The sequence below is a fragment of the Metabacillus litoralis genome (assembly GCF_020524045.1).
Lineage (GTDB): Bacteria > Bacillota > Bacilli > Bacillales > Bacillaceae > Metabacillus > Metabacillus litoralis_C.
Genome location: NZ_JAIVKL010000001.1, coordinates 539961 through 563557 on the forward strand (window position 1 = coordinate 539961; position 23597 = coordinate 563557).

A 23597-nucleotide genomic window follows, 5' to 3' on the forward strand; every position below is an offset into this window, starting at 1 on the left:
ATTTAAATACTAGTAATATAATAAAAACAGTATTTTTCATTTATGTAACAAATAGATGACAAGAGCAAGATTATTCAATTTTTATGTTAAAATAGGATTAATTTAACAATTATATCTTTCATTTTAACTATCTGAATATACATATTTGTAATCAATATAATCCAAAAGAGGTGGGTAAGGATGAAGAGACTACTACTCATTACCTTCATCATACCAGTAATTGTTCTTTCTTCATGTGATAACGTTTTATTTTTAAACGGGGCACCAAAAGAAAATATCGCACAAGATAAACAATTGTTATTTTTTTCTGATGATGACAACATTGATCGTGAAGCAATATACTACGAGGCATTGCTAGATATTAAAAAGGATTTTCCTAAAGAGTTTGAAGATATGCAAATTTACTCTGAAAAAAATAATAACAAGACCTATGAAGTTGATACCTACCCTTCACTTCTTGTTGTTGATAAAGAAGAAATCGTTGTTCATATTGAAGGATCCGTTTTATCAAAAGAAGAGATTCTAGAACCCATCTCAAATGCCCTCTCTACTGAATAATTATTTTTATATAATGTAAAAAAGAGATTGACATAAAGTCAATCTCTTTTTGTATGTTTATTTTACAATATGAATTGGGCTACCAATTGCTACTTCAGCAGCTTCCATTGTAATCTCTCCTAAAGTAGGATGAGCATGAATTGTCATTGCAATATCTTCTGCTGTCATACCAGCTTCAATTGCTAATCCAAGTTCAGAGATCATATCAGAAGCGCTAGGTCCAGCAATTTGTGCACCAATTACTAATCCATCTTCTTTACGTGTAATAAGCTTTAAGAAACCATCTGAATTGTTAAGAGATAGTGCACGACCATTAGCTCCAAATGGGAACTTAGATGCCAACACTTCAATTCCGTCTTCTTTTGCTTGAGTTTCTGTATAGCCAACTGTTGCAAGTTCAGGTTCAGAGAAAACTACTGCAGGAATTGCCAAGTAATCGATTTCTGCTTTTTCTCCTGCAATTGCTTCAGCAGCAATTTTACCCTCGTAAGAAGCTTTATGAGCAAGAGGTGGTCCCTCGACAATATCGCCAATTGCATAGATGTTAGAAATGTTTGTTCGGCATTGTTTATCAATTTTGATAACGCCTCTATCACTCATTTCAACGCCAACTTGTTCTAAACCAAGTTCATCAGTGTTTGGACGACGTCCAACAGTTACTAATAAGTAATCAGCTTCAACTGTTTTTTCTTCACCTTTTACTTCAAAAGTAACTTTTACACCATTCTCAGTTTCTTCAACACCTTTAGCCATAGCTTTTGTGTGAATTTCTACGTTTCCTTTTTTCTTAAGGTTACGTTTAACTAAAGAACTCATTTGTTTTTCAAAGCCAGCTAAAATTTCATCTGCAGCTTCAATAAATGTAACTTCTGTTCCAAAGTTTGCATAAGCAGTTCCAAGCTCAGTACCAATATAGCCTCCACCAATGACAACGAGTTTATTTGGAATTTCTTCAAGGTTTAGAGCACCTGTTGAGTCTAAAACACGTTTTGAATATTTGAAAGCAGGAATTTCAATTGGACGTGAGCCAGTTGCGATAATAGCATTTTTAAATTTGTATGTTTGTGACGATGTTTCGTCCATCACTTTTACTGTCTCATTATCTACAAAATATGCTTCACCACTAATGACGTCAACTTTATTACCTTTAAGTAATCCAGCTACACCACCAGTTAACTTTTTAACAACACCTTGCTTGAATTCTTGAACTTTTGAGAAATCAACTGTAACGTTCTCAGCTTTAATTCCCATGTCTTCAGAGTGTTTAGCATTTTCGTAGCGATGTCCTGCTGCAATTAATGCTTTTGAAGGAATACAACCAACATTTAAACAAACTCCTCCAAGAACGCTTTTTTCAACAACTGTTACCTTTTGTCCTAATTGAGCAGCGCGGATTGCCGCAACATATCCGCCTGGTCCTGCTCCGATGACAAGAGTATCTGTTTCAATCGGGAAATCTCCAACTACCATCGATTACGCCTCCATTAAAATTAATTGTGGATCATTCAGTAAACGCTTGATGTGGTTAAGAGCATTTTGAGCAGTAGCACCATCAATCATTCTGTGGTCAAAGCTTAGTGATAAAGCAAGAACCGGAGCTACTACAATCTCTCCATCACGTACTACTGGTTTTTCTGCAATACGTCCAATACCTAAAATTGCAACTTCTGGGTGATTAATTACTGGTGTAAACCATTGTCCGCCCGCAGATCCAATGTTTGTGATTGTGCATGAAGCACCTTTCATTTCATTTGGAGCTAACTTACCATCACGAGCTTTTGTTGCAAGTTCATTAATTTCATTTGAGATCTCAAATACAGATTTACGTTCTGCATTTTTTACAACTGGTACAAGAAGACCTTTTTCAGTGTCAGCAGCAATACCAATATTATAATAATGCTTTTGAACAACTTCATCTGTCTTATCATCAAGAGATGTATTAAGAACTGGGTACTTCTTAAGAGCAGAAGTAAGAGCTTTCACTACGTACGGTAAATATGTTAACTTAATACCTTGCTCTGCTGCAACATTTTTGAATTGCTTTCTGTGAGAAACTAAGTTTGTCACATCAATTTCATCCATTAATGTTACGTGTGGAGCTGTATGTTTAGAGTTAACCATGGCTTTTGCAATTGCCTTACGAATTCCGCTAATTTTCTCACGAGTTTCAGGAAATTCTCCTTCAGGAATAGCTTGTGCTGCAGCTGGTTTAGCTTGTTTTTCTTCTTTAGCTGCTGGAGCTTCTTCCGTAGTTTCCTCAACTTTCGAAGTTCCACCTTGTAGGAATGAGTCAACATCCTCTTTAAGAACTCGGCTATTCTTCCCGCTACCAGATACTTGACGAATATCAACATCTTTTTCACGAGCGTATTTACGAACGGATGGCATCGCAATTACACGCTTAGAAGGATCTACTTCTACTTCTGTTGGAGCATCCTGTTTAGAATCCTCGCTCTTTTCTTCAGAAGCAGGTGCTGGTGCAGCCTTCTCTTCTGCTTTTTCTTCTTTCTTAGGCTCATCATCACTATGATCACCTTTAAATTTCAAGTCTTCATAGCCTGGAGCATCAAAAGTAATAATTGTTTGTCCTACTGTTGCTACTGTTCCTTCGTCAACGTTTAACTCAGTAACAGTACCTTTTACAGGTGATGGAATTTCTACAACAGCTTTATCATTTTGTACTTCAGCTAAAACGTCATCTTCTTCAACTTTATCGCCCGCTTTAACGAACCACTTTACGATTTCACCTTCGTGGATACCTTCACCGATATCAGGCAATTTAAATTCGAATGCCAAATCATTCAACCTCCTTAAGAATGTAAGAAATAATGAGAAAAACATAGTATTCCTTAGTGTAAACACAAAACTTGTTTTTCACCTATGATGTAGTTTTTTAGGCTGGTTTCGAAATACTTTGTTGCTTTTACAATGTTGGTTGATATATGTTCCAAGATTTTAAAAGAAAGTAATGATACTTACTTTAATTCTTGAAAGAGGGTCTGCGAGCCTAGAGTTTCTTACTCTTGTCCCGCAGCACCTTTTAGTTATAGAATGTCCCTTTAAATCAACCAAAACAGTTTTTAAAAACAACATTTCTATAGAAAAGAACCTTTTTAAAATTATGAAATGTCTTAGAAATTAACTACTTTTTTAGCTGTAGCAAGAATATCCTTGTATATTGGTAGCCAAATATTTTCTGCTTCTGTGAATGCATACACTGTATCAGGTGCTGTAACACGTAATACTGGTGCTTCTAAGTTCAAAATTGCTCTTTCAGTTATTTCAGCTACAACATTTGCTGCAATACCAGCTTGTTTTTGTGCTTCTTGAACAACAATTGCTCGACCTGTCTTTTCAACAGAAGCAATGATCGTATCAATATCAAGAGGGCTGATTGTACGTAAGTCAACTACCTCAACAGACACACCATCTTTTTCTAACTCATCGGCTGCTTTTAAAGATTCATGTACCATTGCACCATAAGTGATGATTGAAAGATCAGTACCTTCACGCTTAACATCTGCTTTACCAATTTCAATAGTATACTCTTCTTCAGGAACTTCCTGACGGAATGAACGGTATAACTTCATATGCTCTAAAAATACAACTGGATCATTATCACGGATCGCTGCTATTAATAGACCTTTTGCATCATAAGGTGTTGATGGAATAACCACTTTTAATCCAGGTTGTTGTGCGACAAGGCCTTCTAAGCTGTCTGCATGCAACTCTGGTGTATGTACAAATCCACCAAATGGAGAGCGAATTGTTACAGGTGCTGTCCAACGACCTCCAGAACGATAACGCATACGAGCTAATTGACCGTTTAATGAGTCCATAACCTCATATACGAAACCGAAAAATTGAATTTCCATTACTGGACGGAATCCTGTTAAACTAAAACCTACTGTAAGTCCACCAATACCAGACTCTGCAAGGGGAGTATCAAATACACGATCTTCACCAAACTCTTTTTGAAGTCCTTCCGTCGCACGGAATACGCCACCATTTACGCCAACATCTTCTCCATATAAGAGGACGTTTTCATCGTTTTTTAACTCTGTGCGTAAAGCATCAGTGATGGCTTGAATCATTGTCATTTGTGCCATGGCTTATTTCGACTCCTTTGCTTTATAAATTTCATATTGCTCTTTTAAGTTATAAGGCATTTCTTCGTACATGATTTCCATCAAGTCCGTTACCTTTTGTTTAGGATATTTGTCAGCTTTTTGAATTGCTTCTTTAATATCTTCTTTTGCTTGTTCGATTACTTTATTTTCTTCTTCTTCATTCCAAATTCCCTTTCCTTCAAGGAACTTACGGAATCGAACTAATGGATCTTTAGCTTCCCATTCGTTTTCTGTTTCTTTTGTACGGTAACGTGTTGGGTCATCTCCAGCCATTGTGTGAGGACCGTAACGGAATGTTAATGTTTCAATTAAAGTTGGACCATCACCATTCACTGCACGATCACGAGCATCACGAACCGCTGCATATACAGCTAATGGATCCATACCATCTACTTGGATACCAACAATACCTGCTGCAACTGCTTTTTGTGCAATTGTTTGAGCAGCCGATTGCTTTTCAACTGGAGTTGAAATGGCATATCGATTATTTTGAACAACAAAGATCGCAGGTGCTTTGTAAGCACCTGCAAAGTTGATTCCTTCATAGAAATCCCCTTGTGAAGCTCCTCCATCACCTGTATATGTGATTGCAACTGCTTGTTTCCCCTTCTTCTTAAGACCAAGAGCTACACCAGCAGTTTGAATGTATTGTGCACCGATAATAATTTGGGGTGACAAACAGTTTACTCCTTCAGGCATTTGGTTTCCGTGGAAATGTCCACGAGAAAATAAAAATGCTTGATATAGTGGTAGACCATGCCAAATAATTTGAGGTACATCACGATAACCAGGTAAAACCCAGTCTTCTTTTTCTAAAGCATATTGAGAAGCAATTTGTGAAGCCTCTTGTCCAGCTGTTGGAGCATAGAAACCTAAGCGACCTTGACGATTTAATGAGATAGAACGTTGGTCCAGAATACGAGTATAAACCATACGACGCATTAGTTCCTTTAATTGATCGTCAGAAAGATCAGGCATTGCCGCTTCATTAACGACCTTACCTTCTTCATTTAAAATCTGGAATGTTTCGAACTGCTTAGATATAGCTTCAAACTGTTTCTTACTGTCTACAACAGCGTTTTTTGTTTTTGCAGCCATCTTATAACCTCTTCCTTTCCTTTTTAAGAGTGTGTTCAACAAATTTCGCAAAAAAAACCTACTTAAACTCACATTTTAGCTTGGTCGTTCTTGACAAGGTTCTTGTTTACATCCATTTATTGAACTTTTTTAGTATTTAGTAAGAGAATTCCAATATTCACAGCTTTAGGTTACCCTAAAACATAAAGGATGACACAATTTTTTCGAATTCGTACCTACTTACTTTTATACCACTCACGAGAGTAGTAAAAACTCCCTCTATGTATGGTTTCTAAGAACTACACCACTTCAATCTGTACTAGTTGTGTTTAATAATAAACTAATACAACTTTCTTAAGTTCATTACTAAGTTTACACTACTATTTTTGAATTCGTCAATCAGTTTGTATAACGTTTTTTTAAATAAACACTAATATTCTGCGATATGAATATTCACCTATTTTATCTTCTGTGTTATTACAAAGAAACAAACTGTTGTAGTGTTTATAGTACAGTTCATTAAAATTTGAAAGAATATTTTTTTGAAGAACTTTATTATCTTCAACTACATTCTCATCTTTATTTAACGAGAGCATCTATAGTTTTGACCTTGACAACGTATTAAATTCAGGTGACAAGTAAAACTCGAGTAATCACAAAATCACCTATCTAACATTTTTCCCTACATTGATTGAATAATAGAAAGTCAGTGGGGACCCGTAGCTAGACATAAAAACTAATGACATCTTTAAGTAGACCTATATTAAAGCTTAATGTTGATTTTTAGTACTTTGCTGATTGGATTCACCCGTCACTATGAAGAATTGGACTTTCCTGTAACAGAAATCAACAATCTTTATCGCACACAAAAACAGACTTAGAATTACCCTAAGTCCGTTCGTTACGTGCTATTCACTTTTATCAATATTTAGTTCTGCTTGCTCGTAAAATTCTAGCTTTAGATTATTATATTCTTCTGTTAATGTATTAAACTTTTCATTTTGTTCAATTACTTTTTTATAAGAATCATTAATATCATTGATTTGCGATTCCAATTCTTCCATTGTTAAATCTTCATTCTGAAGCATCGAATATAATTCTTTATCTAAAGAAATAGAGCTTTCATAGTTTTTATATAGACTTTCATAAGATTTGTATCGTTCAATCATTGTCTCCTTAAGCTCTTTTGCCTTTTTTTCAAGATCTACATCTTCAATCTTTTCGATTTCTTCGCCCACACTTTCGAATTCTTCTTTTGAAGACATGATACTATCATATTCTGCTTTCAGCTTAGACTCACGTTCCTCAACGAGACTTAAAGCTTCTTTAGATAAAGCAACTATCTTATCAAATTCTTTCATGCCCAAACTCATGATTTCATTATAAAGTTTTGATTCTTTTTGTTCTATTTCTACTAGTGGCTGCTGTTGATCTTTAAATTTGTCCTCTAACTCTACAACTTTTTCTAGTTTGTTATACATATTTTCTTCTGCTGAAGGACCTACACAGGCCGAAAGAAGTAGTAATACAGTGATAGATAATAATACACTCATTCTGGTAGAAATTTTCCTCATCATTGTTCCCCCTATATTTAAACACATTTTCTACTATAATCTGTTCATTTTATTTTTACAATCATACATGATCATTTCTACATAATAATGGGATTTTTAAATAATATGACAAAAACAAGTTTATTTTCATTCACTAAGACATTTTCTTCAAAAAACTTTCACTTATAATAATCATATGAGCTTGTCTTATATATATTCCAATCATAAACAAAACAAATTTTACGTTCATAGGCGGATGTCTATACACATTTTAACTACATTCATATTGTGTATTATACGTCAAGACAAAGGCGTAATGAACATTAGGAGGTTGTTAACTATGCATAACTATTGTGGATGCGGATATGAAAACTACGGGTACGGATATGTAGCTCCAACATCAGGATATGGTAATAGCTTTGCGTTGATTGTTGTTTTATTTATCCTTCTTATTATCGTTGGTGCAGCTTATTTAGGTTGCTAATTACACAGACAACAAATGGTATATGACTCCCCATAACTATTCCCTTGACAATAGAAAGGGAAACATAGTTTTTGGGAGTCATTCTTAATTTGAGATTAACTCCATTAAATAGATAAAAGATTCTATAGCTCCTCCTTAATAAAGGTAATATAAATACCTCTATGTGGTACTTCCCCCTCAGTTCTTTATTTCCATACTTTTTGTTAGAAAAATAACAAAAATTTAATTTTTACACTTAGTATGCAACACTTTACTTTTCGTTTATGATTTCTTCATTTATAATTTTAATATTAATATAAATATAATTAACCATAAAAAACTACTTAATTTTTTTATAATTTTATTTTAAGTTAATGTTTATTGAAGGAGTGTTACATCATGATTACTATGGAAGATATTATTAGAGAAGGTCACCCAACTTTGAGGAAGGTCGCTGAGGAAGTCACGTTACCGGCTTCAAAAGAAGATAAAGAAACGTTAGGAAATATGCTCGCATATGTCAAAAACAGTCAAGACCCTGAAATAGCAGAAAAATATGAATTACGACCAGGCATAGGTCTAGCTGCTCCTCAAATTAATGTGGCAAAACGTATGCTTGCCATTCATCTTCTCGATGATAAGGGGATTTTGCATAGTTACGCTCTTTTCAATCCTAAAATAATCAGTCATTCAGTTGAAAAAAGCTTTCTAACTTCTGGTGAGGGATGTTTATCGGTTGATCGGGCTGTTCCAGGAATTGTTCCACGTTATGCTCGTATCCGAGTTAGAGCAACTAATTTAGAAGGGGAACAATTAGACATCCGTTTAAAAGGTCTATTATCAATTGTTTTTCAACATGAAATTGATCATTTGAATGGAATAATGTTTTATGATCACATTGATGAAGCAAATCCTTTTCAAGAACCTGAAAACGCAATAGCAATTGATCGTTAAATGATTAAACAAGCCGCCTTTACCGCTAACGCTTAATAGCATATTACTTATCGAAATCAAGCTTGAATTTCACTATCTAATACTAATATCCTAGGAAATAAACTAAAATAAGAAGGTGACCCTTCTTATTTTAGTAACCCTAGTTTCTCAACAGCATATTGAATTCCATCTTGATCCACCGGCTTTGTAATAAAGTCAGCTATTTCTTTTAAAGACTCAACTGCATTCCCCATTGCGACACCCGTACCGACAAATTCAATCATTTCAAGATCATTAAGTCCATCACCAAAAGCATAAATATTTTCCTTCTCAATATTTAAACGTTTTACTAATTGTTTAATTCCTTCTGCTTTAGAACCATTTACAGGTAAAATATCGGTTGAAACGTCATGCCATCGTATAAGTTTTAAATCCTCATATTTCTTATAACGTTCCTCTTGTCCGCTTACGCAAAACAATAAAGTTTGATAGATATTTTTTTCAAGATAATAATCTCGATTTTGATCAGGGTGAGTAAATTTCAAACTCCCCATACTTTCCTCAATTAAAGGATGTATGCCTGTTGTTGACCTCATGTTTTCTTCACTCATAAAGACAAGAGGGTGATTTTCTTGATCTGCGAACTGCAATAAATTGGCTAATGTTTCTTTATTAAGTGGGTTTTGATAAATTACTTCATTCTCGAATATCACATATTGTCCATTGAAGCTCACAAAAGATCGAATATCTAATTCCCTTCGTAAATCCTCAAACATAAAAGGAGCCCGGCCTGTTGCGATAGCAACATGATGCCCTTGCTCTTTCAAGCTTTGAATCGTTAATTTTGTCGACAACGGTATTTCTTTATTATGATCTAATATTGTTCCATCAATATCAAAAAAAATCACTTTATCACTCATTGTACAGCTCCTTCTTTTTAACCTACTTTAGAATAAACAGCCTTCTTTTTTTAGTTCTGGACGTACTTAAATAAACACCTAAAAACACGACAAATAAACCAATTATCATATTAGCCGAGATTTTCTCACTAAGCAATAAATATCCCCAAAACATAGCTGTAATTGGAACAATATATGTAACAAGTGAAGCAAACTCTGCACTACCCTCTTTCACCATATAATAATAAAATAAGTAAGCAATACCAGAACCGAATACACCAAGACCAATAAGTGACATTAATAGTTCAGGTGTAAATGCAGGCATTATTACGCCTGACTCGCTAAACAACATGAATAAAAAACTAATAGCTGAAGAAAAGAAAAGTGTTATTAATGAAACTATAATGATTGGAACATCAGCCAAATATCTTCTAGCCATTTGAGCCCCTAATCCATAACAAAAAGTTGCTAATACCATTGTACCAGCACCAACAAAATTTTCTTTTAACACCTTATTTAACTCAAGATCCAATAATAACAAAATCCCAATAAACCCCGTTATTACACCAACTAACTGTTTGAAACTCAGGTGAACTCTAAAAAAAGTTGCACCAATCACGATTGTCCAAATTGGTGTTGTGGCATTGATTACTGATGCAAAACTACTTGATATCTTCAACTCACTTATGGCGATTAAACCAAATGGAAGAGTATTATTGAAAACTGCTACTAAAAATAAAAAAATCCAAGGCAATCTCTTCTTTCGTACTGTTTTCAGATCTTCTCTTTTAAAGAGAAACAAAACTAAACACAAGGTAATGGTTCCAAAAAAGCATCTCCAAAAAACCACACCCCATGGCCCTAAGTCTCCTACTAATAATTTTATAAATAAAAATGAAGCTCCCCAAATAATACTAAGGATCATTAACGAACTATATAACTTTTTCAACCCTATGTTCCTCCTGATGATATAAAATGCTTTGGTTTATATTTCCGGACGTTTCTCCTCATTCTCTATGTTCAACATAAAACATTTCCTATTTAATAAATAATGGCTCTGTTAAACTTTGTGGTTGATTTCCGTTACAGGCATTCGCTTTCCGCGGGCGGTCCGGAAGCCTCCTCGGCGCAAGCGCCTGTGGGGTCTCCCTTCGACACGCTTCTCCCGCAGGAGTCTCATGCCTTTCACTTCAATCAACCAAGTGCTAAAAATCAACCATAAGCTTTAACATAGCCTAAATAATAAATCATTAGAAAATCTCTTAAATAAAAAGAACATACTTACGCTAAGTTAAAAAGGTTAAATTGTCAATAATTAACCAATAATTCCCTTCGCTCGTTATGTAAAACTTTTAAGTAAATAACATATACTAGAATTGAAAGTAATTAAAAATGGACGGCTTCTATAAAGTTTACTAAAAAATAAAGGGGTATAGAGTATGTTAAAAAGAATAAGAAGATCACTTGAAAAACAATGGAAACATCTGTTAAAAAAGAAGACTATCGCTTAATATAAGAATAACAAAAAATTTATTGCTAATTTATTTTCATATACCTTCAAACTAGGCTAAGTAAGTTGTTTTCTTTATGAAGAATTGTCTCTTTTCCGCTAGAGACTTGGCTTGTTTGTAAATATCGAATATAATAGAAAAAGTTAGTACAACATACGGAAGTTAAGGAGAGATTTGGTAAATGATTTTCAAGGTTTATTTTCAAGAGAAAAAAACAGAGGTACCTGTTCGCGAAAGAACAAACACTCTTTATATTGAAGCATCAACTGAAAGTGAAGTTCGGATTAAATTAAAAGACCGTCCTTATAATATTGAATTTGTTACACCAGTAGATGGAGCATACTTAGATTATGAAAAGCAAAGTGAAAATTACAAAGTATTGGAGATTTGATGGGTATGAAATTTGTTAAAAATGACCAAGTTGCTGTCTTCGCCTTAGGTGGACTCGGTGAAATTGGTAAAAACACGTACGGAGTACAATTTCAGGATGAAATCATCCTAATTGATGCTGGAATTAAATTTCCAGAAGATGAGTTACTCGGAATTGATTATGTTATTCCTGACTACTCTTATTTAGTAAAAAATGAAGATAAAATTAAAGGTTTATTTATTACGCACGGACATGAAGATCACATCGGTGGTATTCCATATTTACTTCGACAAATAAACATACCTGTATATGGTGGTAAACTTGCGCTTGGTTTATTAAGAAACAAACTTGAAGAGCACGGACTTTTACGACAAACAAAATTAATTGAAATCCAAGAAGATGACATTATCAAATTTAGAAAAACATCTGTTACATTCTTTAGAACAACACATAGTATTCCTGATTCATATGGAATTGTTGTGAAAACACCTCCAGGCAATATCGTACATACTGGAGATTTTAAATTTGATTTTACTCCAGTTGGTGAACCTGCTAACTTAACAAAAATGGCTGAAATTGGTCGTGATGGTGTACTTTGCTTGTTATCTGATAGTACTAATAGTGAAATTCCAAATTTTACTATGTCCGAAAGACGTGTGGGTGATACTATTCACGAAATCTTCCGTAAAGTTGATGGCCGAATTATATTTGCTACTTTCGCATCAAATATACACCGCTTGCAACAAGTTGTTGAAGCAGCTGTCACACACGGGCGTAAAGTTGCAGTATTCGGCAGAAGTATGGAAGCTGCAATTAATATTGGACAAGAACTAGGATATATAAATTGCCCTAAAGATACATTTGTAGATGCTCATGAAATTAATCGTATGCCAGCACATAAAGTAACAATCTTATGTACTGGAAGCCAAGGTGAACCAATGGCTGCATTATCTCGAATTGCAAACGGCACTCATAGACAAATTCAAATTATTCCTGGTGACAATGTTGTATTCTCTTCTTCACCAATTCCTGGCAACACATTAAGTGTTAGCAAAACAATCAATCAGCTTTTCAGAGCAGGTGCAGAGGTTATTCATGGCTCATTAAGCGATATCCATACTTCTGGTCATGGTGGACAAGAAGAACAAAAACTGATGCTTCGCTTAATGAAGCCAAAATACTTCATGCCAATTCATGGTGAATATCGCATGCAAAAAATGCATGCAAGACATGCAGTTGACTGTGGTGTTGAGGAAGAGAATTGCTTTATCATGGACAATGGAGAAGTCTTAGCAATTGGTGATAAAGAAGTAGGTGTAGCAGGAAAAATCCCTTCAGGTTCCGTATACATTGACGGAAGTGGCATTGGTGATATCGGTAATATTGTATTACGTGATCGTCGTATTCTTTCTGAAGAAGGATTAGTCATTGTTGTAGTAAGTATTAATATGAAGGACTTTAAAATATCAGCAGGCCCTGATATTATCTCCAGAGGATTTGTTTATATGAGAGAATCTGGCGATTTAATAAATGATGCTCAATCACTTATTTCAAAACATCTAAATAAGATTATGGAGCGTCGTACAAGTCAATGGTCTGAAATTAAAAATGAGATCACTGATACTCTTGCACCATTCTTATATGAAAAAACAAAACGTCGTCCTATGATTTTACCGATCATAATGGAAGTATAATAAAGCAATGACTGTCGACATAAGGATCGCTAGACTTTTATCGGAAAACTAGCAATTTAAATAAAGATAGATGTGCTTTAAGAAAAACTTGAGTAAACCTTATTGTTCTTCTTTCTACTTAGGGGCTAGCCCGCTGGAGTAAGTCTAAAACACTAAGAAATAATGAAAAGAGGCTAACCGAATACAATCGGTTAGCCTCTTTTCTTACTTAATCACCTAATAATCTTTTCTCGAAACGATTGATATCGGTATCAGCTCCAATGACAATTAAGATATCATTTTTTTTAATAATCTCATTCGCTTGTGGAGATACGATAATATCTTTATCTCGTTTCATAGCTACAATATTTATTCCATATTGAGCCCTAATGTCTAGATCAATTATTGAATTGCCATTAAGACGCTCGTTAGCGACAATTTCAACAATACTATGCTCATCAGATAGTTCTAAATAATCAAGAACATTATTTGAGATAATATTATGAGCAATTCTTCTACCCATATCCCGTTCAGGATGAACAATTCGATCTGCCCCTATTTTCGAAAGTACTTTTTCATGATAATCATTTTGCGCTTTAACTGTAATATGTTTAACGCCTAATTCTTTAAGCATTAATGTAGTTAGAATACTCGCTTGAATATTATCACCAATTGCAACGATCACATGATCAAAATTTCGAATACCTAAGCTTTTTAACACTGTTTCATCTGTTGTGTCACCTACAACAGCATGTGAAGCTACATTGGCAAACTCATTGACTTTGTCTTCATCTGTATCAATAGCCATTACTTCCATTCCCTCTTCACTAAGAGCTCTACAAATACTCCCACCAAAGCGTCCAAGTCCAATTACAGCATATTCTTTTTTCATATCTATTCCTCCACTTACTAGCATACATGTATCAATAAAAAAATTGACCTTTTCAAGTCCACTAGTGACCTTCTTTATAACTTATTGTTTTGCCTGAATTGATGGAAATTTGTGAATACCACTTTATATAAAAATTATTCGATATAAAAATCCTACCATATCCTTTGGTTTTTTTACAGCATTACAATAAATAAGCTATTTATTTCATTTGACATAATCTGCATCAAAAAAATAAACACTTTATTAAAAATAGAGAAAGTGTTAAAAGCAGTAGTCTTGCAATGAAAATAGTAGCTAGATAAAGATCTAGAATGGACGGAAAATGAGATACACAATAAAGCCATAATGTTTATTCAAATGGATATAACTCTTTATACAGACACATTCCTGAAGAATTGTTGCTAACTAACCTAATTTCATGTTAGTAACAATGTTTTTATCATATATAAAGACTATTCTAAGAAGAAAAGATGCAACTTGAAGACTTAATAAAGTGCTGTATTTCTTCATATGACTAAAAGCAACAAAGTTAACGAAAACGGCCTTATACAAAAATAACAAATGCTGTATTACACACAAAGGATTAAAATTATCTTAAAAGTTTATGTTAAAATATCAGAATAGATTCATTGGAGGACTTATTTATGAAAAATAATACTTTTAATATAGTAACCCCATACTTCATTGGTATAGTAGGTGGCTTATTTTTTCACTTATGTCAGGCACCACTCGCCTGGATACTCGGCCCAATGTGCTTTCTAATTGTTTTTAAATCTTTTTCTTCAAACAAAAAGCATAGGCATTATTACCAACCAAGCTATTTAAAAAATGGTTCATTCATTATTTTAGGTATTTCTTTCGGTCTTTCATTTACTAAAGAAACTTTTTTAACTGTCGGTCCTTATGCCATTCCATTTTTATTTACAACCATCTTGTTAATTACAATTAGTATTATTAATGGAATCTTCATTAGCAAGCTTGTAAACATCGATAGGAATACGAGTATTTTTGCATCAGTTCCTGGAGGATTAACAGAAATGGTTGCTGCAAGTGAATCACTTAACGCAAATGCTTCTCTCGTCACAATCTTTCAAACAGTTAGGCTTTTAGCTGTGGTTTTTATCGTACCGTTCACAATAATTCAATTATTTGAACCTAGTCACTTTTCAGAAATGATTAAAACAAGTAATCATTCTTCTAATCTTTTTTCATTTACTTGGTTCATTTTAGCAGGATTTGTTGGATGGCTATTAAAATCTAAATTGCCTGCTTCATATGTTATTGGCCCACTATTATCAATTGCATTGTTAAATATTATTGGAATTTCTCTACCTGAATTTCACGAATTTTTTTTCATATTTGCACAGCTTTCTATAGGAGTAAGTTTTGGTTTAATGATCTCATTTGCTGATTTAAAAAAGGGAGGAATTTACTGCGGACTTTATTTAGTCACAACAATAATTTTAATAGTAGCTAGTTTAGGAGGAGGTTACCTTTTTGCTTTGTTTACTAAGCTAGACTTAGCAACTGCTATGTTGTCTTTCGCACCAGGCGGACTAGTAGAAATGGTCTTAACCGCCTCAACAATTGGTGCTAATCCTGCAGTCGTAAGTTCATTACAGTTCATACGTTTATTATTTATAATAGGAATTGTTCCATCAGTATTAAAGCATGTTTTACGTACCTCATGATAAACTGATAAATTGGAACCCACGTAAGTAAATCTACAAACCATTTAGACTCCTTCTAAAAGGTTAATGTTGATTTTTAACAGTTTGTTGATTGGAGATGAATATATGAGACTCCTGCTTAGAGAAGAAAGAAAGCCTGTACGGCAACCAACAACAAAGTTTAACAACGCTAATAATTAAAATGGAAGGTCTGAGACTCCTGACGTGTCAATGAGAGACCAATGAACTCAGTAGTTCAAACCTTCCTAAAATAAAAACTTTTTATCGAAAATCTTGTTGGGATATATCGATATTCTTACCCTCTAAAAACAAAATGAATGAAACCAAACGAAAATCACAAATTTAACAGCTTCTTATAGAAATATTCAAGAACTAATTCTCTACCAATTGTTCCTGTTTCAGTTTACAAATCACTGCTTTTATTTGAAAATAATTGATCTCTTTAGGTAAAGCCTCTTTCAAAGGTTTTAAAAGCTCTGTATCTAATTCCTCTATTTTTTCCTTAATCAAAATTTCTTGCTTTTCTGTGAAAATTTTACTCCAATCGATCGAATGTCCTTCTTCAACAGATCGAATAATATGATTTTGAACAGTTATTTCCGATAATCCTCTTTTGTTACTGATATCTTCAATTTCCTGTCCTTTATTATATAATTCAAATGTAATTACATGACTTGGCGTTTTATCATTATTAACAGATGATACGGTTTTGATATCACTCATTGGAATTTCTTTTGAATAATCTCTTTCTATATTTAAGTACTCGCATATAGCACCAATAAAGTGATCTCCGTATCTCTCTAGCTTTGTCTGAGCAACACCTTTAACCGTTAAAAACTCTTGATCATTGGTAGGACATTTACTACTCATATCTTTTAAACTACTATCTGAGAAAATAATATATGGTGGAATCTTTAGCTCTCCTGCTAATTCTCTACGAATAAGCTTGAGTTTTTCTAGTAATTCATTATTCTCTTCAATAGCCTCAATAACAATTTGTTGCTTTTTAAATACTTGCTGTTTCTCAATTAAAACTTGTACTGCTTTTTGAGTAAGCTCTAAAACAGGATATTGAGAATTTGTTAAAGAAAGGTAACCTTCTGCAACAAGAAAATCTATAAATTCAATAATCTGCTTTTCAGTTTTATTTTTCATTAACCCATAGGTTGAAAGGTTTTTAAAGTTAAATTGAGAGATTCTCTTATTATTAGATCCTTTTAACACTTGAGCAACAAGAGTTTTTCCGAATTTTTCATTCATCCTCTTTACACAAGATAACACCATTAGCGCTTCATTTGTTACATCTATTTTCGATCTTGTATCACGACAATTTATACATTTACCACATACTGGAACAGAGCCTTCTTCTCCAAAATATTCAACAATGTACGTTTGGATGCATTTCTCAGTGTGGCATAAATCTACCATTTGCTGAAGTTTTTGATATTCATGGATCTTTTTATCTTCATTTAATGTTGATTGCTCTATAAGAAATTTTTGTAGTTGAATATCCTGTCCTGCAAATAAAATTGTACAATCACTTGCTTCTCCATCTCTCCCTGCTCTTCCAGCTTCTTGATAAAATGCTTCAATATTTTTCGGTAAGTTATGATGAATAACAAATCTAATGTTCGATTTATTAATGCCCATACCAAAAGCATTTGTGGCAACCATTATATCTAATTCATCAAATAAAAACTTTTCCTGTTGATTTGCCCTTTCTTCTTCATTTAATCCTGCATGGTACTTACCTGTTTTAAATCCACTTTTGTTTAAAAACTGGTAAAGTTCATCCACTTCTTTTCTTGTCGCTGCATAGATAATTCCAGCTTGATCTTTATTCGTTTTTATATACCTTTTTATAAAATCACGTTTATTTTCACCTTTAACCACATTAAAAGTTAAATTATTCCGTGCGAAACCAGTCACAAACGTATGATCATCAGTTATGCCTAAAAGCATACAAATATCACTTGTCACTTCTTTTGTAGCGGTTGCTGTAAGTGCAATAACTCTTGGTTTAACCGGTAAATCATCGATCATCATTTTAATTGACCGATAACTTGGTCGAAAATCATGTCCCCACTGAGAAATACAATGAGCTTCATCTATCGCAATCATTGATATCGGTAAAGAGAATAGTAGGGACCGAAAAGTGGGCGTTTCTAATCGCTCAGGTGCTATATAAATAATTTTATACAGACCTTCTTCCACATTAGCCATTCGTTCTCTTACTTCTTTATTTGTTAAACTACTATTAATATATGTGGATGAAATACCTACACTAGCTAATGCATCAACCTGATCTTTCATTAGAGAGATCAATGGTGAAATAACAACTGTAACTCCCTCTAATAATAATGCTGGGATTTGATAACATATCGATTTCCCTCCACCTGTTGGCATGATTGCTAACGTATCAGTTCCATTTAAAATACTATTAATTATTTCTTCTTGTCCTCTTCGAAATGAGGTATAGCCGAAATATTCTTGAAGCTTTTTTTCTGCTTGCTTTAACATGATTATCACCTAAATTCCTTCAATAATATCTAAATAGTAGTATAACATGTATGACAGTATTGAATATTTATAGAAATTAGATTTTATCAGGAGATTTTTCCATAATGAGGGATAACACATTAATAGAAAATAGGAAGGTAGGGAGAATTACGCTTAAAAAAACATACGGGGCTGCTCTTTTCATTATTCTTTCCTATGAAAAATACACTTATATTTTCATAGGAAGAGAATGACTGCAACTGAAATCAACAATAAAATTTAAAAAGCAAACAACAATAAAAAAACGAACACAGGTTAGGTTTAACCTTACCTTGTGTCCGCTTCATTGAAATTACTTATGAATCCACACTGCACCTGCAGAATTGTCTTTTGCTTCACCGATTACTTCAAATTTCAGACCATGTGTTGGAACGTTTCGTCCAGCATCTGGAATCGAACTATTAATATATGTTTTAGAATCATCAAATTTCGTTGACCCTTTGTAGCTTAAGAAATCATACGCCCCACGAGCTGGAGAGTCAACATAGAATCCTGGTGTTTTATCTAATGAAAAAGCTGCATCAGCAATTTGATAACGAGTGCTTTGGTTCACAGTTTTTTGACCATTCAATGTCCCAAAGACTGCCTCAGGATGCGAATCTACAACACCTAAGAAACCTTCTCCTGGATGAACACCAACCCAGTTATCTGTATAGCTATTGTCCGCATACCATACAACTAATCCTGTGTTATAAACTGCTCCACGTGAAAAAGCAAGTGCTTTATCTGAACCAGCATAGTTTCTCCACTCCAAGTAATAGTGGTTGTCCGCTTTTGAATAGCCATTTGATACGATAAAACCATCAAGTGTTACACTTGCATTACCTTCAGCATCATCAGAGAAAATGACTTCATTATCAGCTGTTACACTTAAATTATCAATAGCAAATCCTTCTGGTGCTAGTCCACCATCTGTTACATATTCAAACATTAGTTTAACTTTCTTACCTGCAAACTGAGTTAAATCATATGATAAATCATTCCATTTTCCTAATGTAGATTCATAGCCACCTTGTGTATTCTCATCACCAATTACATCTAATTCAACTGGCTCTTCCCCATCAACAACTGCATTTACGTATACATAATCATAATCAAATTCAACTTCATAATATGCCTTTGCGTTAAATGTAGCATTTGATACACCTGTTAAATCAAATTCTGGTGTTTCTAATGTTGTATGAAGATCATCACCTTTTGTACTGTAATAATATTTTTCGCCAAAAGCTGGTAAAATTCCTTCAACATTCTTTTGCGGTAAGTTAACTTTTATAATCCCTGGGTTTTTGGATTTTGTAACACTTTGATCAATCACTGAAGCCATCCCTTTTTTATCGATATCTTCGTAGTTAACTTCAAGAATGTTTGCCCAATTTCCACCCATCATTTTTTGGAAAAACTCTTTATTTTGTGGTGAAAAGCTTGTCGGTGCTGTTCCAGCGATATTTCCGTTCCAGCTTCCTCCACTCATAATTGACCATGATGCAACAGGCTCACCTTGTCCTGTATACTGAGTATCATATTCGTCAGGTAAACCTAAATCATGTCCAAATTCATGGGCAAATACTCCAACAGCTCCATCTTCAGGCTGAATTGTGTAATCAAAAGCAGCAACACTTCCACCCCAATAATCAACAGCAGCATGAGTACCTGCAACAGGATACACTCCATCTAAAGTCCAACGGTGTGACCAAACAGCATCATTACCTAATGCGCCACCACCAGCTTCCTGCCCTGTACCAGCATGAATGATCATTAAATGATCAACTAAACCATCTGGCTCGTTTTGGTTACCATCACCATCTATATCGTACAAATCAAATTGATCATACTCCGCTAAATCCATTCCTGATGCAGCAGCAGCGTCTAGCGCATCTTTTACAAGATCACGAGGTCCTTGTGGATCCAAGTTATCATGACCACCTCTTGGATCGTCATCACCATAGTCTCTAGCATTACCTGGCACTGTTAACCACTCTGAAACCGTTCCATCTACAGTGTAACTTCCACCAGATTGCTCCTCATAAAATTGCTTAAAGGTTTTTACTTCTTCACCATTAAATAATGTAAACTCTTCATCACCAAACATTAATTTTTCATAATGCTCTTTATTAAAGTCCTCTGAGTACATATAACCTGCTTCTTGTTCAACATTATTGTGTTTAAAATCAGCAAATTCTGTTAGAAGTACAAGAACTTTATCTGTACGAATATCACCATTGTATGGAGCTTGTTTTGCAGAATTTACCTTTACTGCTCCGTTTGGTTTGCCCTTTTTAAAGTTTTTGTGTCCTTTATTTAATTGCTTAGCTAGCTTGTCCTTTTGTTTTGTTAAAAAGTCTTTTGCCTTTTTATCAAGTTTTTCTTCATGCTCATCTGAGTGCTTATGATCTGAAGCTTCCTCACTATCACCGACAGGCTTGGTTCCTTGTTTTTTATCAATATACTCTTTCACTGCTTTTTTCACTTGTGAAGCAGAAGCATTTTTTGAGATAATACCTTGTTCTTTTAATGCATCTGCAAGGCGATCTTCTGGGATGATGTTGAAATCAATAGGTGCAGACTCTGATACAACTGAAGCTGCCTGTGCTGACTGAGTAAAAGGTAAATATGTACTTAAAAGTAGTCCACCCACTAAAATAGATGTTGTTGATAGTTTGGTGAATTTCTTTACGTTTTTATTTCTTCTTTCTCTTGCCCTTTTTAATTTTCTCAAAACTTTTCCCCCTTTTGATTTTTATATAGTAGATTGTTAACTTTTAAAATATTATTTAAAAGAAACTATTTACTCTATGAAACTATTATAGAATCTTATTTAAATATAATAAATAGTCCGAAAATTCTATTTTCTGATTATTTTAACAAGTCTTTTTACCTATGCTATTCTTTTAACATAGGTCTTTATGCGGGTTATCTCTTTTTTCACAAAACCTTGATAAATCAATGTTTTTGTCACTATTTCTAACATATTTTCTAAAATCCACATTTCAAACAGGATAAATCTAACTTTATAACTATCTTCTATCCCTTTTTAAATCACTTTCGCTTTAAAGCTTTTATTCAGTAAAGAAAGTTATTTTAGTAAAATCTTAAAACGTTAAATTGATGACAGTTTGATTACAATAAGATGTCAACCTACACAAACCAACAGCATTCTCCAAATTATTTAAGAAAGAGTTAAGAAATGAGGTATTGTCATGTTAAACAATAATGAAATTGGAATTGATTTAGGAACCGCTAATATACTTGTTTATACAAAAAATAAAGGAATAATTCTTAATGAACCTTCTGTTGTTGCCATTGACACAACAACAAAAAAAGTTCTAGCAGTAGGATCTGAAGCAAAAGAAATGATTGGGAAAACACCCGGAAAGATTATCGCGATTAGACCCTTAAAAGATGGTGTTATTGCAGATTATGATGTTACAACAGAGATGCTAAAACATATAATGAAAATTGTTTCTCGAAAGCTTGGCATGTCTATTAGAAAACCTACAGTTGTGGTATGTACCCCTTCCGGTGCCACTTCAGTGGAGAGAAGAGCCATACAAGATGCAATAAGAAGTTCAGGTGCAAAACATGTCCATCTAATTGAAGAACCTGTAGCAGCCGCAATAGGTTCTGATTTACCAGTTGAAGAACCAATCGCTAATGTCATAGTGGATATTGGAGGAGGTACAACAGAAGTCGCTATCATTTCTTTTGGTGGTGTTGTCACATGTCACTCCATTCGAATAGCAGGAGATCAGATGGACGAAGACATTGTTCAATATGTTAGAAAAAATTACAATCTTCTTATAGGTGAACGAACAGCTGAACAAATGAAAACAGAAATTGGTCATGCTCTTGTCTCTCACGAAAAGGCAGAAATGGAGATACGTGGCAGAGATTTAGTAACAGGACTACCTAAAACAATTTTTGTATCTTCTGTTGAGATGCAAGATGCTATGAGAGAGTCTCTATTACATATATTAGAGGCTATAAGAGCAACATTAGAAGATTGTCCTCCTGAGCTCAGCGGAGACATTGTCGATCGTGGTGTTATTCTTACTGGTGGTGGTGCATTGTTGAAAGGACTTCAAGAATGGGTTAGTGAAGAGATGGATGTACCTGTTCATATAGCACCCAACCCGTTAGAATCTGTGGCCATTGGTACTGGTAGATCATTATCTGTAATTAACAAATTACTTAAAGCTGCAAAATAATAATTAAATAATATATACCACAGTTCAACTTAAAGTTCTCCTTCGAGAGCTTTAAGTTTTTTTAAAAGGCTGTTTTCGTATACTTTGTTGCTTTAACAACTCCAAGTAAAAAGCACTATATAAAGCACAGTGGCATCTTTTCTTTATAAGATAGTACCTATTTTGCTATAACAACAATGTTTCCACTGCATAATAAGGTCAATTAGCAACAATCTTTAAGAAAAGAGCCTTTTAAAAAGAAGTTGCTTATAAGATAACTTAAAGTTCGATGAAAAAGTGAAAATTAGGTTGATTGTAGCCAGGTACTTATTACCGATACGTGTTAAAATATAAAACTTCATAATATTTACATAAACTTTACAACTTTTTTAGCATCATTTCTTATATTTTCGAATAAGTTATATCTGGCTTAATAGTAATGAGTAAAGGTGTTTTTAGTGAAAAGCCGACTTTCTGAACGATTGTTGCTATATAACCAAATTTGGAGTGAAAACGAATAATTACTTTTAATTCTACTTAGGTTATTTAAAAGAATTTTATAGTAAAAGAAATATGTGGTGTATGTTAAAATCTTGAAACTTTCTGTCATATTACCACGTCTAATAAATGAGTATAATAGGAGGTTCATTTGTGAGAGATCTTAGTAGACGATTTATCATTAGTTTAACTTTAGCAGTCATTATTATGGGAGGAATGAGTGTTTCGTTAGCAAATATGCCAACAAATCCGACTTCTAATAATGAAATTGTTCAAGTTCAAGGAGAGTAAGAAACTTTTAAAAAGGAGGTTCATTTTCAGTGAACAGGGGTAACAATTCGATACTTTATCAGTTCATACCGTTTAGTTTTCCAATTTTAGCAATAGTATTACTTATAACTGACTTGATAGGTACATATACACTTTCCGTTTTTGTCGTCTTATTATTGTTGGGTTTTACCTATTCGTTTTGTTCAATGATATCTAAAAAAGGATTAATTGGTGCGATAATCAATATGTATATTATAGGCATCTTAATATTCGGCAGTGGGGTTATGTACATTATGACTATTGCAAGTGAAGTTTAAAAGGAAATATGGCAAATTC

General features: G+C 33.8%; 18 protein-coding genes and 1 pseudogene. 9 read left to right on the top strand and 10 right to left on the bottom strand.

Annotation, left to right across the window (positions count from 1 at the left end):
- Positions 1–180 precede the first annotated feature (180 nt).
- Positions 181–558 carry a hypothetical protein gene (locus LC076_RS02575; RefSeq protein ID WP_226665934.1) on the top strand — a complete coding sequence of 126 codons (378 nt, stop codon included), beginning with the start codon at positions 181–183 and terminating at the stop codon, positions 556–558.
- 57 nt (positions 559–615) lie between these two features.
- On the opposite strand, the gene lpdA is transcribed toward LC076_RS02575, so the two are convergent.
- The 5 genes from lpdA to LC076_RS02600 form a co-directional block, all read right to left on the bottom strand.
- Positions 616–2028, bottom strand: coding sequence for a dihydrolipoyl dehydrogenase (lpdA, locus tag LC076_RS02580; RefSeq protein WP_226665935.1), 1413 nt, complete (start codon positions 2026–2028; stop codon positions 616–618).
- Positions 2029–2031: 3 nt separating this feature from the next.
- The gene (locus tag LC076_RS02585; protein ID WP_226665936.1) at positions 2032–3354 is read right to left on the bottom strand and encodes a dihydrolipoamide acetyltransferase family protein; all 1323 of its coding nucleotides are present in this window, start codon (positions 3352–3354) and stop codon (positions 2032–2034) included.
- Positions 3355–3689: 335 nt separating this feature from the next.
- Positions 3690–4667: an alpha-ketoacid dehydrogenase subunit beta gene (locus LC076_RS02590; RefSeq protein ID WP_226665937.1), complete on the bottom strand. Its 978-nt coding sequence runs from the start codon at positions 4665–4667 to the stop codon at positions 3690–3692.
- Between the two features lie 3 nt (positions 4668–4670).
- Positions 4671–5786: a pyruvate dehydrogenase (acetyl-transferring) E1 component subunit alpha gene (gene pdhA, locus LC076_RS02595; RefSeq protein WP_226665939.1), complete on the bottom strand. Its 1116-nt coding sequence runs from the start codon at positions 5784–5786 to the stop codon at positions 4671–4673.
- A gap of 887 nt (positions 5787–6673) precedes the next feature.
- Positions 6674–7339: a YkyA family protein gene (locus LC076_RS02600; protein WP_226665941.1), complete on the bottom strand. Its 666-nt coding sequence runs from the start codon at positions 7337–7339 to the stop codon at positions 6674–6676.
- A 382-nt stretch (positions 7340–7721) separates the two neighbouring features.
- Between LC076_RS02600 and LC076_RS24460 the strand changes: the two are divergent.
- Positions 7722–7802 (top strand): annotated as a pseudogene (locus LC076_RS24460) (YjcZ family sporulation protein); the annotation flags it as partial.
- Between the two features lie 378 nt (positions 7803–8180).
- Positions 8181–8735 (top strand): peptide deformylase, encoded by a 555-nt coding sequence (def, locus tag LC076_RS02610; RefSeq protein ID WP_226665944.1) that lies wholly within the window; start codon positions 8181–8183, stop codon positions 8733–8735.
- 125 nt (positions 8736–8860) lie between these two features.
- Here the strand turns inward: def and LC076_RS02615 are convergent, their stop codons facing one another.
- Positions 8861–9634, bottom strand: a complete 774-nt coding sequence (locus tag LC076_RS02615) for a Cof-type HAD-IIB family hydrolase (RefSeq protein ID WP_226665945.1) — start codon at positions 9632–9634, stop codon at positions 8861–8863.
- A gap of 22 nt (positions 9635–9656) precedes the next feature.
- A complete protein-coding gene (locus LC076_RS02620; RefSeq protein ID WP_226665946.1) occupies positions 9657–10562 on the bottom strand; it encodes a DMT family transporter in 906 nt (301 codons plus the stop codon).
- Between the two features lie 743 nt (positions 10563–11305).
- Between LC076_RS02620 and LC076_RS02625 the strand changes: the two genes are divergently transcribed.
- A complete protein-coding gene (locus tag LC076_RS02625; RefSeq protein ID WP_226665947.1) occupies positions 11306–11515 on the top strand; it encodes a DNA-dependent RNA polymerase subunit epsilon in 210 nt (69 codons plus the stop codon).
- A gap of 5 nt (positions 11516–11520) precedes the next feature.
- Positions 11521–13188: a ribonuclease J1 gene (gene rnjA / locus LC076_RS02630; protein ID WP_226665948.1), complete on the top strand. Its 1668-nt coding sequence runs from the start codon at positions 11521–11523 to the stop codon at positions 13186–13188.
- 208 nt (positions 13189–13396) lie between these two features.
- Here the strand turns inward: rnjA and LC076_RS02635 are convergent, their stop codons facing one another.
- Positions 13397–14059 (bottom strand): potassium channel family protein, encoded by a 663-nt coding sequence (locus LC076_RS02635; protein WP_226665949.1) that lies wholly within the window; start codon positions 14057–14059, stop codon positions 13397–13399.
- A 644-nt stretch (positions 14060–14703) separates the two neighbouring features.
- Between LC076_RS02635 and LC076_RS02640 the strand changes: the two genes are divergently transcribed.
- The gene (locus LC076_RS02640) at positions 14704–15750 is read left to right on the top strand and encodes an AbrB family transcriptional regulator (RefSeq protein WP_226665950.1); all 1047 of its coding nucleotides are present in this window, start codon (positions 14704–14706) and stop codon (positions 15748–15750) included.
- Between the two features lie 372 nt (positions 15751–16122).
- Here LC076_RS02640 and recQ read toward each other — a convergent pair whose 3' ends face one another.
- On the bottom strand, positions 16123–18270 hold the full coding sequence (gene recQ, locus LC076_RS02645) for a DNA helicase RecQ (protein ID WP_226665951.1): 2148 nt from the start codon (positions 18268–18270) through the stop codon (positions 16123–16125).
- 331 nt (positions 18271–18601) lie between these two features.
- Positions 18602–21025 carry an immune inhibitor A gene (locus tag LC076_RS02650; protein ID WP_264191381.1) on the bottom strand — a complete coding sequence of 808 codons (2424 nt, stop codon included), beginning with the start codon at positions 21023–21025 and terminating at the stop codon, positions 18602–18604.
- Positions 21026–21506: 481 nt separating this feature from the next.
- On the opposite strand from LC076_RS02650, the gene mreBH reads away from it, so the two are divergent.
- The 3 genes from mreBH to LC076_RS02665 all read left to right on the top strand — a co-directional run bounded on the left by mreBH (position 21507) and on the right by LC076_RS02665 (position 23578).
- The gene (mreBH, locus tag LC076_RS02655) at positions 21507–22514 is read left to right on the top strand and encodes a rod-share determining protein MreBH (protein WP_226665952.1); all 1008 of its coding nucleotides are present in this window, start codon (positions 21507–21509) and stop codon (positions 22512–22514) included.
- A 606-nt stretch (positions 22515–23120) separates the two neighbouring features.
- The gene (locus LC076_RS02660; RefSeq protein ID WP_413465927.1) at positions 23121–23282 is read left to right on the top strand and encodes a protein YkpC; all 162 of its coding nucleotides are present in this window, start codon (positions 23121–23123) and stop codon (positions 23280–23282) included.
- 29 nt (positions 23283–23311) lie between these two features.
- On the top strand, positions 23312–23578 hold the full coding sequence (locus tag LC076_RS02665; protein ID WP_226665955.1) for a hypothetical protein: 267 nt from the start codon (positions 23312–23314) through the stop codon (positions 23576–23578).
- Positions 23579–23597: the final 19 nt, after the last annotated feature.

What these genes read in the sequence shown, in the direction of transcription:
- LC076_RS02575 (WP_226665934.1), top strand. Translation starts at nt 181, where the DNA reads ATGAAGAGACTACTACTCATTACCTTCATCATACCAGTAATTGTTCTT.
- lpdA (WP_226665935.1), bottom strand. Translation starts at nt 2,028, where the DNA reads ATGGTAGTTGGAGATTTCCCGATTGAAACAGATACTCTTGTCATCGGA.
- LC076_RS02590 (WP_226665937.1), bottom strand. Translation starts at nt 4,667, where the DNA reads ATGGCACAAATGACAATGATTCAAGCCATCACTGATGCTTTACGCACA.
- pdhA (WP_226665939.1), bottom strand. Translation starts at nt 5,786, where the DNA reads ATGGCTGCAAAAACAAAAAACGCTGTTGTAGACAGTAAGAAACAGTTT.
- LC076_RS02600 (WP_226665941.1), bottom strand. Translation starts at nt 7,339, where the DNA reads ATGAGGAAAATTTCTACCAGAATGAGTGTATTATTATCTATCACTGTA.
- def (WP_226665944.1), top strand. Translation starts at nt 8,181, where the DNA reads ATGATTACTATGGAAGATATTATTAGAGAAGGTCACCCAACTTTGAGG.
- LC076_RS02615 (WP_226665945.1), bottom strand. Translation starts at nt 9,634, where the DNA reads ATGAGTGATAAAGTGATTTTTTTTGATATTGATGGAACAATATTAGAT.
- LC076_RS02625 (WP_226665947.1), top strand. Translation starts at nt 11,306, where the DNA reads ATGATTTTCAAGGTTTATTTTCAAGAGAAAAAAACAGAGGTACCTGTT.
- rnjA (WP_226665948.1), top strand. Translation starts at nt 11,521, where the DNA reads ATGAAATTTGTTAAAAATGACCAAGTTGCTGTCTTCGCCTTAGGTGGA.
- LC076_RS02635 (WP_226665949.1), bottom strand. Translation starts at nt 14,059, where the DNA reads ATGAAAAAAGAATATGCTGTAATTGGACTTGGACGCTTTGGTGGGAGT.
- LC076_RS02640 (WP_226665950.1), top strand. Translation starts at nt 14,704, where the DNA reads ATGAAAAATAATACTTTTAATATAGTAACCCCATACTTCATTGGTATA.
- recQ (WP_226665951.1), bottom strand. Translation starts at nt 18,270, where the DNA reads ATGTTAAAGCAAGCAGAAAAAAAGCTTCAAGAATATTTCGGCTATACC.
- mreBH (WP_226665952.1), top strand. Translation starts at nt 21,507, where the DNA reads ATGTTAAACAATAATGAAATTGGAATTGATTTAGGAACCGCTAATATA.
- LC076_RS02660 (WP_413465927.1), top strand. Translation starts at nt 23,121, where the DNA reads ATGAGTATAATAGGAGGTTCATTTGTGAGAGATCTTAGTAGACGATTT.